This is a genomic window from Bradyrhizobium sp. 18BD, from assembly GCF_054185225.1.
Map to the genome: position 1 here is coordinate 424,964 of NZ_JAVAYL010000004.1, position 11,481 is coordinate 436,444.

Consider the following 11,481-nt stretch of genomic DNA (forward strand, 5'->3'; position numbering starts at 1 on the left):
CCTATTCCCACGGGAACCTTGTGAATCCGATCGCGTTTCGCTCTGCAATGGAGGTTACAACGGACATGGCGAAAAAAGCGAAGAAGCAGACGACCCGCGGCCGCAAACAGGACCGCGCTCGCATTGCGGGCGGCCAGGACTATGAGGTGCGCTACGAGGCAAAGAAGACCGGCCGCTCGGCGCTGGCTGTGAAGAAAGCGGTCAAGAAGGTCGGGAGCAGCCGGAAACGGGTCGAGAAACGACTGCGGTCCAGGTGAGATACGAACAAGGCCGCGACTGAAAGGGTGGCTAAAGACTGCTTCGTCGATGCCGATTGGCTTGCGATGTGCTACGCCGCAGCTGTCGCGCCGATCGTGCGGAACGTCGCGGCACCGGCCGCAGGAGCCGTTCCAAATCGGCGCCTGCGGCCATTCGTTTGGCACCTTCATCCCGTCAGTTGAAACTGCCTGAGACGTAGTCGCTTTCTATAGCGACAGATTATCAGGCGGGGGCCACATGGCACGCGGACGTAGGGCCGGTCGCCCATCCTCGGCAGTTAGCCAGGAGGATCATTTCCCGATGGCATGTGTCGCAGACCGGCGCTTGCGCGCCATTCGCGGAGTCCCTAGGCATTGTTAGAGCTTGCCCCGAGCTCAATGCCAGCTCTTATCCGGACAACTTCGGTCTATGGCTCTTCTGGGCGGACCATTGCGGCTCGTTGAGGCTCGAAAATGGTAGATATACTGACGCTGCAACCATTTTGAGTCGAGCTTGGATGGCCAAATCGTCAAAGCTGGTCGTCGTAAAGAAAGGGCGCGTGCTCCTTGTCAGGCGGCGACGCGACAAGCTCTGGATGTTTCCCGGTGGCCGCAAACGCTTGGGTGAGAGCGAGAGGAAATGCTTGCGCCGCGAAATCCGCGAAGAGTTGCCCAAGCTTAAGCTTGGGGCTGTGAGGCTCTGGAAAGAAGTGAGGGCCAAGAACCGCCGATCGGGGCGTAGGATGAGTGATGCGATCTTTGTGGCGCCGAAGGTCTCCGGTCAATTGAAGATAGGCGACAAGCGCGAGATCGACAAGGCGGCATGGCGCAAGCCGCGTGGCATTAGACTGACGCCAACATCGCGCTACATACGTGACAAACTATTTCCGAAATATCGAAGCTAGGGCGTGTCACGGCCAGCGCCGCGGAGCTGGAGCGCGCTCGTGCCCCTGGCCGCTTGTGGGCCCAAGACCGACTTCGGAATTTTTCGAGCAGAACGATCTTCCGGTCCCCCAGTGGTGAAGACCCCCCTTCGGCCGGAACCAGATGGCAGGCGCGAAGCCGATCCTTTCGGATCACGTTCTCGACAGTGTTTTTTATGCCGACAGAAGGCCTCAGCCCAAGCTGAGGCGTGCTCGTCGCCTGTGTACATTTTTGTACAAAGCACCGGAACAGATTCCGGGGTTCGGACTCATTCCCGGGGGCTTCGATGGGATTAAAAGACGTGCCGCGTTACAACTCCTTCGCCCGTGAAGCTGCAGCAACGCTGCTGCGAATGGCCAAAACAACAAAAGACCCGCGGGTTGCGTCGGGATTTATCCAGCGTGCGGCCGATCTGAAGGACCGCACGGGCGAGCTGCCCCCCGTTGATATTGAAGCGGTAGCGGAGGAGTCTAAGAAGCCTCTGACGAAAAACTGACGCCCTCCGGAAGTTCACGCCAACGAAGACTTCGCTTATTGTTGGTCAGCTTGTGGCCCAACTGCGAAGTTGCGTCGTTTTGGGTGTCCGGTAAGGCCGCCGCCTCACCGGACAGATTGAGCCTCAATCGCTTTAGTTGAATGTTTGCAGCCTTAATTTGAGTGATCCGTCGGCTTGGCGTTCGAAGACGTGCGTCGCCAAACCACTGAAGGGAGACGGCTTGCCGTCCTTGTCCTTACCCGTGGCGCTCCACTTGGCTGTGCCGAAGACAACCTTGTCGTCTCCGCCGGCGTCGATCATCTCCAACTTGTGATCCGTCACACCGCTCGCGAAGAGTCCGGCAAAGAACTTCTCGATCTCGGCCGGACCCGAAGCGACCTGATGTGTCGGCGGCATCAATTTTGCCGTCGCGACATAGGAGGCGCCGATGGCCTTCTCGTCGTGCTTGTTGAATGCGGCATCCCACGCTGCGTAAGCCTTCTCCACGTCCCCCTTGACGTCTGCGGCCAACGCAATTCCCGGCGCGCAGAGCAGACAAATGACTAGTGCTGATGTTTGAGCCAACTTCATAGGATACTCCTCTCCTGGATAACGCTTTTCCCGATTCATCATCAGTCGCCCGCCGCGGCTACGCTCCGCCAGCAGACGACACCGTCGCCGGTCGCGCTGTGGCCGGCCATTGGTTCATTAGGGAAGAGGTGCAGGCGATGCTAACTTCAATGGCGCCGGTCACCTCAGGAGTCCATATCGCACGTCATGACACCGCTATTGCAGCCGGTGACATATGCGCCGAACTTCAACCACCACGACCAGTTCTACAAGGCAACATGATCATGCTGGGACTCCATCCAATAGTTCGCGGAACAGCAATTCCGTGCGATTACCGTCAACCACGTTGACAAATGGGAGCGACTGCACACGCATTGCCTAGGCCGGAATTCTCGGCGCTGCGCACGGTAATTCGCTTTTTTGCGCTGGGCTGGCTGTCAACCGAGAAGGGGCAATGGTTCGCTTCAAACCAGGAGCGGACCGAGACCGCGGTGAACCCCGACGCCGATTTTGACCCCGAATGGAGGGCCTCTTCTGATTTCAGGGCGCACGAAATGAAGGATGAGAGCAGCGGCAATGACCGAGTGGCGATTAGCCCTGTGACCACTCGTTCCAAAGACGGAACCATCGGATCCTTCAAAAGAAACGCGAAACAATTTCCAACCCTGTTGCTTGAGATAATCGTGGGGCCCTAATCGGGATATCGCGAAATGGCCACCCCCAACCGAATATCCGACCACATCGACCATAAGACTGCCCGGTCGATCTGTGACGAGGTGGGTGACAGGTTGCAACAAGACTTAGCTCTCGAAGTCTCGCCGCTGCCGCCCTATCTCGCACGTCTAGTTGATGAATTGCGTAACCAGGAGCGTCATCTACTTGATGGCGTCGAAAACTGGCGCTACCGCTGACTGTTTCTTCCCCATGCGGCGATAGCCGCGGCCGTGTGAGCGCGTAAAGAAAAGCCGCCGCCGGGCTGAGAGCGGCGGCTTGTTTCTACTAACATCGTCGCTGAGTGCGGTTCTTGGTTGCGCGGGCAATCCGTTCATAAGACCGATTGATGCTGCGGTGCATGAGTCTCTTCCTGGCCCTTGGCTGACCTCATCCCAGAGCGCTTCCGAGAGGTGACCCGACCAAGCTCATCCTGACCGCCGAGGGCAGCCTTTGACCCGAAGCGGGCATGCGTTGATCTAAATCAACTCCAAGTCGTCGGCCGCCTGCGGAAACTCGATGTCGGAGGGCACACGAAGCCGCGGTGCCGCCCAGGGATGAGATCATCGATGATAAAGATCACTCTGATGATTTGCGTCGCCCTTATGCTGTTGGCGTCGAGCGCGACTGCGCAAAAGCCAGTGGGACCCTGCACAGCGGACGAGATGAGGTTGTGCGCCGGGATACAGCCAGGTCGAGACAGTCTCCGCGCCTGTTTTCGAGAGCACATGCACGAACTTTCAGATGCTTGCCTCTTGGCGCTTGCTAGGCTCAGTGCGGTTGACAAGACATGCAGGGAGCGGCTCAACCAAGAGTGTGCCAGCGTCGAACCAGGACAGGGCCGCCTCGAGTCTTGCCTGAGGTCTGCTGCCGCCAAGCTGGACGATTATTGCAAGGGTGCTCTTAGTCGCGCGATCCCCGGCGCCGGCAGTGCCCGGTGATGATCGCGGAATTGGACTTGCGACGAAGTCCGGAAATGGCCCATCTACGACCTTTAACGAGGTCTGCTGTTTGTGCCGCTGTGAGGGATGAGCGGACATCTGGAGCACCCACGGAAGCTCCGAAGTCTTATTTCGGCGGCTGCAAGCCCGACGAGTGAGCCCACTCGTTGACGCGGGATGCTGTCTCTGCCTGCCGGGCTTTCTTGATCATCGCGTCACGCTCGGGGCCGGGCGGGAGCTTGGCGGCTTCCTCTTGGACAGACTTTGCCCATGCGGCGAGCCGGTCCTCTAAGGTGAGCTGCTGTTTGAAACGACGCCGCCGCTTAAACATGGCGCTGCTCCATTACTGAGACGATGTTCCATTAACGCATGCGGGTCATCTCCAGTTCTGTCCAATAGTGCACACAACTCAGCTGCAATTCCGAGCACTGGTGAGGGGATCAGATAGCGCGTGCGCGAGCAAGTTAGGGAAACGCTTGAACCAAGCAAAGGCATTATCCTACTCACAGGAGGCATCGACTTACCGCCAGCAGGAGGGCGAGGTGATTGACAGCGCGGTTCCAACGAACAGATTTCTCATTCGGATGGGGGGCTGTGGTTGGATGGTCTACGATCGTAGTCGCCGGGGCCCGGCGCTGATCGGAACTGACGTAGCGGCCAATTTGACGAGGGAGCAGGCCGAACGGGCATACCACCTTCTCTCCGGTTTGGCAGGAGCACCTGAGAGCTCGTCACAGTAGAGGCCGAGGCCATCTAAAATCACGTCACTATCGAAATTAGGCCACTGCAAAATCAAACAAGGCCACGCCGTTTGCAGGAACTAGCTCGCTTGTCGTGCATTTTTGGGGAATGCCGCGATACTTCTTTCACATCACCCATGACCGCAAACAGATCGACAATGAAGGCGAGGAGCTGCCCGACAAACACGCGGCTTGGAAGGAAGCCACGGTAACTGCAGGGCAGATGCTGCAAACGCTCGACGGGAAGCTGGCTCCCGGCCGCGATTGGCGGATGGAAGTCTCGGACGAATTTCAGAACATACTTTTCATCCTGCATATACAGGCGGAGAAGCCGAAGTAAGGGCGCGACGGCCCCAAGCATCTCTAGGGGCTGGAGAGAGGAGAATTGGATGCCGGGGCCGCGAGCGCACCAACTCGAATACGCCTAGCGCGCTAGCGGTAAGCCTCTGCCTCATGCCCGCCCCGCGCACCAACAAATGTGAAGTGTCCCAGATTAACTTCGCGGCTGTCAGGCCGTGTACTCATAAACCGACGAGTTGGCGGGTCTGCAGTGCCTCAAAAGCAGATATCAACAGTACCCACATGAACGTCCGCTAGACATTCGCCGACTTCAGTCGATCAGCTTCATCGGCATGGGCAAGTGGCGCCGGGCGGAATCGTAATACCTCGCGCCTGCGGGGTTCTGAAGTTGATCACACCTTGGTCGGAACCTGCTCGGGCGTCACTGATCAGATGAGGAGGCTCGTAAAGAATCGTTCGGTGATCTTCTCAGTGACTGACGGCTCCTTCTCGTCAGAAGTGACGACGGTGACAAATTCGTTTTTGCAGTCCCAGCAGTGCCAAAGATCCTGGACTTCCTGCGGATTGACGCGTTCATGCCACTCGAGGTGAACTGCCTCAGAACCACACCGAGGGCATTTTTCGTGATTTGGTATTGAGACCGATGCCATGTGGAACCTCCCTCGTTTCCCATATGCGGATGAAAGCTCGACTAGTGTCGTTCCGCTTCAGCCTCTCGCTCCAACCGCAAGATATGCGCTCGTAGCGTACCGAACGTCTCTTCGGCCGCCTCGCTAAACAGCGGATCCTCGGGATTGGTCATCGCCGAAGCGATCTCCGTCCAATCTTGGGGCTCTAGAGCCTTGAGGGCGGCAGGAAGGAAATCGCGGTCTTCCATCATGATGTGAAGCCGCTGATGGTCAATGAACTCGCGAACGATGTTGTCGACATTTTGCCGAGGGATTTCCCGATCCGCCAGAACACTATCGACCGCACGAGCGACACGGCGCAACCGCTCAGCTCCTTGCTGATGCTCACGTGCGAGATCGCCGACTTTCGCAGCCGCTGCGGGATCGCGAATGTTTAGCTTGGCAAAGATCAAGTCTTCCTGGGGATGATGGTACACCTCCGGGTAAACTTCGAAATAGCTAATAATCGCGCGAATAACCTCGTAGTCGGGCCGGCCCCCGCGGTCAAAAATCTCTAGTTCACGCTCAAGGACAAGGAGCAGCCTTTCAATGTTGCGATGCTCTTGCCTTAGAAGCTCAATGATCATTGTAGCCTCCACGGATGAACCATTGAGAAAATTCAATCTAGCCCGAAACGCAATGTCAGTTTTTGCGCTGGATCAAACCTGAACCGAACGCGGTGTTTTCAATCTCCGAGCGCGCTATGTGACGCTTACCCGGCTCGCGTTATGCCGCCGTGGCCTTGCAAATATCCTCCGCCGCGGCGGTATGCATGCCCGCAGCGGTTTCGATCGCCTCCACACGCGCTGGGCGTCCTTTTCGGACGGCAGGTCTACGCCTCGCGCGAGCAGGCAGGCAGGATCGCGCGGGTCGAGGCCGCTCCTGGACAGGATCTTGACGTCGCGGCCGTCGCGGACCACGCGCCCGCGGTAGCCGTCGTATTTGACTTCGTGGATCCAGTCGGGCCCGGTCGGCACGACTTTGCGCGCCTCCGGGCGGCAGAATTCGAAAGGTGGGGGCATGCGACCGATCTATGTCGCGGCGTCCAAATGTGGAGTCCTGAGATCCTGCGATTTGTCAGTTTATCGTCGGCCGGCCGATCTCCTCGGCCTTTTCATCGAACCATAGGCGCTCTTCGTCGGAGAGCTTTTCGTAAAGGGCGTAGGCTTCAGCCATGAGGCTATCGAATTGCGGCGTGCCGCAATGTGCTTCCGCATCGACCAGCTTGGTCAGGAACTTTTGCATCCGGTCTGAAGCTTGATCGGTGTCGATGTCGAGGAAGATCATATCGATATTTTAATCCCGACTCGCCTGGGCCAGCCGCGAAAAAAATAAGGGCCGCCGTCCTTCCGGAAACAGCGGCCCTCATTGCATCCAGCCCGTATTGCCACTTTTTCCCGGTCAAGAGATCCTTGCGATAACATAGGTGAATCTACGGTGAGCTAATCGATTGCGACCAGAAATGCGGACGGGTCACCTCTCGGACATGTATGTATTGCTACCATTTCGGCGATTGTAGCAGGCCAGTTCCGAATTAACTGGAGCAACCCTTTCATTGGTGGCACGTTAAAAACCATCGCCGAACGGATCGTGGCTTTTATCGGTGATGAGAACGCCGGTTGCGCTCCCGCCTTCCTCTCAGGAAAGGAGTAGCGCCGTGCATCGGCGACGTCGGTTCAAACAAAAAACAACCCCTCGAAGAGCGCTTGGTTGAAGAAGCCAAGCAGCTGCGCGCGATGGCCGCAACGCTTCCACCGGGTTACGAGCGGGACGCGCTGCTGCGCAGGGCTCGGCAGGATGAAGTTGCTGGGCACATGACCGAGTGGCTTAACTCGCCCGGCCTCAAGCCGCCGACTTAGGCCCTCATAATGGGAAAATCGCGAGCCGCAAAATGCCGCATTAAAGCGGAGCGATGCCGCTTGAATGCAAAGAATGCTCGAAGTGCGGTCGAGGAAGAGGCGTGGCTCGACCTGGCGGCCGATTGGACCGTGTTGGCAGTCGCATTCGACCAAGAGGACGGTCTACCGCGAACGAATGGCGGAACGCCTAACGAGTAAAGGCCGCCTCAGTTGGCGGCCTCATCGCGAACGGCTTCTTATTTCGGTGTGCCGGTCTGCCTACCCGAACCGGTGGTCTGCTCACTTCCCGGTTGGCCGGGGGGATGCGCGGAAGCGGCCGGCTTCTCTTGATCGGTCACGTATCCGGACGCTCCGGAGTTGCGTGTCTTGACCCCTTTGTCCGCATCACGCTGCATCTGCTCGTTGGGCTCGCTACCCTTGAGCCCCTTATCTACATCACCGTGCATCTCTTCCTTGGTTTGCTCACTGGGCGCGGCCTTTTGCTCCTGTGCCGTTGCAGGGAAGGTAATCGCGCTTCCGGCAACTACAATCATCGCGAGAATTGCTGTTCGCATGCTTCTCCTCCTGGCGTTGCCCCGATCCCGCTAAACTCGCGAACTTCCCAACCTTTCCTAGTTCCGCTCGCTATTTTTATAGGTCCGCTTTGCGCGATCGAAGTGGGCTGCGCTCAATGTCGCCTATTGGGGCCCTGAGCCGACATTCATGTGGGTACTGTTAATCTGCTTTTGAGGCACTGCAGCCCGCCAAGTCGTCGATGACACCTGCGATTTGAAACTAGGACAGGAACGTTTGGGCGATTGCCAAGTTTTCCCGATACCCTTCCCCAAAGGGTGACCCTAAGTGGCCTCAGCTCCATCGCCCCCCTTGCGAGCTGGGGCCCTTTTTCTCAGGAGGGCGAGATGATTGACAGCGCGGTTCCCGCGGTTCCAACGAACAGATTTCTCATTCGGATGGGAGGCATTGGATGGATGGTTTACGATCGTGATCGCAGGGGGCCGGCGCTGAGTGGGCACGACGTGGCGGCCAATTTGACGAGGGAGCAGGCCGAACGGGCATACGACCTTCTCTCCGATTTGCCCGGAGCACCTGAGAGCTCATCACAGTAGAGCCGATCCAAAATCACGTCACTATCGAAGTTAGGCCACTGCAAAAATCAAACTAGGCCACGCCGTTTGCCAGAGCTAAACCTGGACTGCCAGCTTTCAGCCGCACGTAACTTCCGCTCTCGTGCAACTCTAGCCAGCCATGCTCAACGGCATACTTTATACCGGCGCCGAACTCAGGCCCGCTACCCCCAAGCGTGTAGAGAAACGGCGCATTGATCCGCTCGATGTAGATCCGGCCATCTTGGACGGCTGGGATGCTCGCGGCGATCTCGACCAGCTTGCGCGCGGCCGCTTCCGGATCGGCGTAGGGACGTTCCTGGACGTGCTTCATGCTCCGATGCCTCGGTGAACGCTGTGGACATGGGCTTCGCAGTCGATCGTGATCGGCTCGCCACAGAAGCAGGTGGATCGGCCATCCCGGTTCTGGGGCGGCAACCGGCAGCCGGTATCCCACATGCGTCGTTTCCAGGCTTGGAAGTCGCGATCGCGGCGCCAGCTCTCGAAATTGTCCTCGGTGAGCCTGGCCTCGAGCTGTTGCCAGGCGCTGTCGAACGCGGCGCGCGCATCCTCGAACGTTGCGGCCGAGGCGCCCCGCTGCATGCCCGGCTCCGTGCCGGGGTAAAAGCCGATGCTCCAAGTCCACTGATCACTGTGGTTCGGAACGCCGGCACACTTGCTGATCGTGCCAATGCGCACATCGCCGAAATAGACGTGCCAGGTCTCGAGGTGCGGATCGTTGGCGCGGCGGCGGGTGAGGGCGGTCATGGCCGTTTACTAGGCCGTGAACGCAGCAAGAACAAGCGGTGTGGCGAACGAGGCTTTGAGCTCGATGTCGGAACCGGGCCGCCGCCTTCGTCTTGAATCCGGGTAACAACGTTCCGGAGCTCCGCGTTCATGGCCCCCCGCGCCAATTGGAAAGGCTTCCTAAGATTGTCGCTCGTCACCTGTCCGGTGGCGCTCTATCCAGCTACCTCCGAATCCGAGAAGATTTCGTTCAACCAGCTCAACCGGCAGACGGGTCATCGCATCAAGTACCTGAAGGTCGACGCCGACACAGGCGACGAGGTGCCGAACGAAGACATCGTCAAGGGATATGAGCTCGAGAAGGGGCAGTACATCGAGGTCTCGAAGGAGGAACTCGAGGAGATCGCGCTCGAGTCCACGCGCACCATCGAGATCGACGAATTCGTCGACAGGACCGACATAGACCCGCGATATCTGATCCGTCCCTACTACCTGCGTCCGGACGGCAAGGTGGGCCACGACGCGTTCGCGGTAATCCGCGAGACCATCCGCGAGATGGATAAGGTCGCGATCGGGCGAGTGGTGCTGGCGAACCGCGAGCACATCATCGCGCTAGAAGCGCGCGACAAAGGCCTGATCGGCACCTTGCTGCGCTATCCCTACGAGGTGCGCGATCCCGCCGAGTATTTTGACGAGATCCAGGACGTCAAAGTCACCAAGGACATGCTCGACCTGGCCAAGCACATCGTAAATCAGAAGGCTGGCAACTTCGAGCCAGACAAATTCGAGGACCACTACGAAACCGCGCTAGTGGACCTGATCAATCAGAAGCGCGCTGGCAAGGTCATCCGCCCGAAGGAGCGGCCGAAGGGCGAGAACGTCGTCGACCTGATGGAAGCCCTGCGCAAGAGCGTGGGTGGCGCGGCGGCCGAGGCCGGGGTGCAAAAGAAGCCCGCCAAGAAGTCGAAAAAAGCGTCCACCGGCCAGAAGGAAATGCTGATGCCGATCAGCGGCAAGAAGCCAAAGGAAGCGTCAGGGAAGAAGGCGGCAGCCAAGCCGCAACGCAAGTCTGCGTGAGAGCGGAGGAGAGCGCCATGGACATGAAAGACGCCTCGGCGATGACGGAGGCCTCTGGCCTGGTGAACGATCACGATGGCACAGAGCTGGCTGCCGGCCCCAGTTGGGCCGGGACCGAGCCGAGTGCTCGCCCGCTTGCGATGTCCTCGCAAGACGAGCTCATACGTTGGGTCGATCGCTTGCGCGAGGTGACAGTGAAGGCGCCGCTGCGGTCGCTGTTCGCGGCGTTCCTGATCGGCCTCTGGGTCGCGCGCCGGCGCTAGATCCGCGAGTCTTGTTGGCATGCCGCGGAAGCTCAAGACGTTCCAGACCTCACTTGGCTTCTATGACCTCGCGGTCGCTGCACCCTCGATGAAGGCGGCTCTCGAGGCGTGGGGCGCAGGCAGCAATCTCTTTCACCAGGGCTTCGCCAGGCAGACCGACGATTCCGACGTTGTTGTTGCGACCATGTCGAAGCCGGGCGTGGTCCTCAAGAGGCCCGCCGGGTCGAGCGGGCGTTTCGCGGAGCATTCCGATCTGCCCTCCGATCTCCGATCCGAAAGCACCGGGGGCAAGCGCGAGAAGCGACGGCCTAAGCCAGCGAAGAAGGCGAAGCCCAAGATCGAGGAGCGGGAGGCCAGAAAAGCCGCCGTCGCGTTCGAGAAGGAGCAGAAGCGCCAAGCGGCGCAGCGCCGGCAGGAAGAGGCCGCCCGAGAAAAGGAGCAGGAGCGTCGCGACAAAGCAACGGCGAAAGCGCAGGCGGCCCTCGACGCCGCCGAGCGCGGGCACGCAGAGAGGGCCGAGTCCATCAAGTCCGGGATCGAGGCGCTCGAAAAGCAAGCGCAGGCCGAGGAAGGTCGGTGGGAGAAGGAAAGAGAGCGCCTGCGCGCGGCTCTCAGGAAGGCCCGGGAATAGGCTGTCGGCTCGCGGGTAACCAATTCCTGGCTAAAAAAATTTGTTCGCGGGTCTTGAAACTTTCCCCCAGCTTCCAAATTTTTTCGGCGTCGTCGTACGACGATCGGGATGCCGTTCGGGTCCCGCCACTGAGACGGGCACCGGTCGTGTCCGGTGCCGCTCGTAACCATTTTGCTCCGAGGAGGATCTGGCTATGCGCACTGTTGATTTTTCGCCCCTGTTCCGGTCGGCCATCG

15 protein-coding genes are annotated in these 11,481 nt (G+C 59.1%); 9 read left to right on the top strand and 6 right to left on the bottom strand.

What is annotated here, in order from left to right; genetic code table 11:
• The first annotated feature begins 65 nt into the window (after positions 1-65).
• The 3 genes from RAD16_RS10495 (at position 66) to RAD16_RS10505 (ending at position 1,656) form a co-directional block, all read left to right on the top strand.
• A complete protein-coding gene (locus RAD16_RS10495) occupies positions 66-257 on the top strand; it encodes a DUF3606 domain-containing protein (RefSeq protein ID WP_458157777.1) in 192 nt (63 codons plus the stop codon).
• Positions 258-754: 497 nt separating this feature from the next.
• Positions 755-1,141 carry an NUDIX hydrolase gene (locus tag RAD16_RS10500; RefSeq protein ID WP_458157778.1) on the top strand — a complete coding sequence of 129 codons (387 nt, stop codon included), beginning with the start codon at positions 755-757 and terminating at the stop codon, positions 1,139-1,141.
• Between the two features lie 305 nt (positions 1,142-1,446).
• Entirely contained in the window at positions 1,447-1,656 is a 210-nt protein-coding gene (locus tag RAD16_RS10505; RefSeq protein WP_458157779.1) for a hypothetical protein, read from the top strand.
• A 132-nt stretch (positions 1,657-1,788) separates the two neighbouring features.
• Here RAD16_RS10505 and RAD16_RS10510 read toward each other — a convergent pair whose 3' ends face one another.
• Positions 1,789-2,226 (bottom strand): YybH family protein, encoded by a 438-nt coding sequence (locus RAD16_RS10510; protein ID WP_458157780.1) that lies wholly within the window; start codon positions 2,224-2,226, stop codon positions 1,789-1,791.
• 332 nt (positions 2,227-2,558) lie between these two features.
• Here RAD16_RS10510 and RAD16_RS10515 point away from each other — a divergent pair, with 332 nt between their 5' ends.
• The 3 genes from RAD16_RS10515 (at position 2,559) to RAD16_RS10525 (ending at position 4,937) form a co-directional block, all read left to right on the top strand.
• The gene (locus RAD16_RS10515) at positions 2,559-2,900 is read left to right on the top strand and encodes a hypothetical protein (protein WP_458157781.1); all 342 of its coding nucleotides are present in this window, start codon (positions 2,559-2,561) and stop codon (positions 2,898-2,900) included.
• Positions 2,901-2,915: 15 nt separating this feature from the next.
• Complete coding sequence (locus RAD16_RS10520; RefSeq protein WP_458157782.1) at positions 2,916-3,116, top strand: hypothetical protein; 201 nt, start codon at positions 2,916-2,918, stop codon at positions 3,114-3,116.
• A gap of 1,590 nt (positions 3,117-4,706) precedes the next feature.
• Positions 4,707-4,937, top strand: a complete 231-nt coding sequence (locus RAD16_RS10525; protein WP_458157783.1) for a DUF6894 family protein — start codon at positions 4,707-4,709, stop codon at positions 4,935-4,937.
• Positions 4,938-5,588: 651 nt separating this feature from the next.
• Here RAD16_RS10525 and RAD16_RS10530 read toward each other — a convergent pair.
• The 5 genes from RAD16_RS10530 to RAD16_RS10550 all read right to left on the bottom strand — a co-directional run bounded on the left by RAD16_RS10530 (position 5,589) and on the right by RAD16_RS10550 (position 9,295).
• A complete protein-coding gene (locus RAD16_RS10530; protein ID WP_458157784.1) occupies positions 5,589-6,152 on the bottom strand; it encodes a hemerythrin domain-containing protein in 564 nt (187 codons plus the stop codon).
• Between the two features lie 490 nt (positions 6,153-6,642).
• A complete protein-coding gene (locus RAD16_RS10535) occupies positions 6,643-6,852 on the bottom strand; it encodes a hypothetical protein (RefSeq protein WP_458157785.1) in 210 nt (69 codons plus the stop codon).
• Positions 6,853-7,660: 808 nt separating this feature from the next.
• Positions 7,661-7,978 (bottom strand): hypothetical protein, encoded by a 318-nt coding sequence (locus tag RAD16_RS10540; protein ID WP_458157786.1) that lies wholly within the window; start codon positions 7,976-7,978, stop codon positions 7,661-7,663.
• 604 nt (positions 7,979-8,582) lie between these two features.
• Positions 8,583-8,861 carry a hypothetical protein gene (locus RAD16_RS10545; protein ID WP_458157787.1) on the bottom strand — a complete coding sequence of 93 codons (279 nt, stop codon included), beginning with the start codon at positions 8,859-8,861 and terminating at the stop codon, positions 8,583-8,585.
• Positions 8,858-9,295, bottom strand: coding sequence for a hypothetical protein (locus tag RAD16_RS10550; RefSeq protein ID WP_458157788.1), 438 nt, complete (start codon positions 9,293-9,295; stop codon positions 8,858-8,860). The genes RAD16_RS10545 and RAD16_RS10550 overlap by 4 nt, the downstream gene beginning before the upstream one ends.
• 129 nt (positions 9,296-9,424) lie before the next feature.
• On the opposite strand from RAD16_RS10550, the gene ku reads away from it, so the two are divergent.
• From ku to RAD16_RS10565, 3 genes are read left to right on the top strand one after another with little or no spacing between them, the layout of a single operon-like run.
• Entirely contained in the window at positions 9,425-10,351 is a 927-nt protein-coding gene (gene ku, locus RAD16_RS10555) for a non-homologous end joining protein Ku (RefSeq protein WP_458157789.1), read from the top strand.
• Positions 10,352-10,368: 17 nt separating this feature from the next.
• Positions 10,369-10,614 (top strand): hypothetical protein, encoded by a 246-nt coding sequence (locus tag RAD16_RS10560; protein WP_458157790.1) that lies wholly within the window; start codon positions 10,369-10,371, stop codon positions 10,612-10,614.
• A 19-nt stretch (positions 10,615-10,633) separates the two neighbouring features.
• Complete coding sequence (locus RAD16_RS10565) at positions 10,634-11,245, top strand: cell envelope biogenesis protein TolA (protein ID WP_458157791.1); 612 nt, start codon at positions 10,634-10,636, stop codon at positions 11,243-11,245.
• Positions 11,246-11,481: the final 236 nt, after the last annotated feature.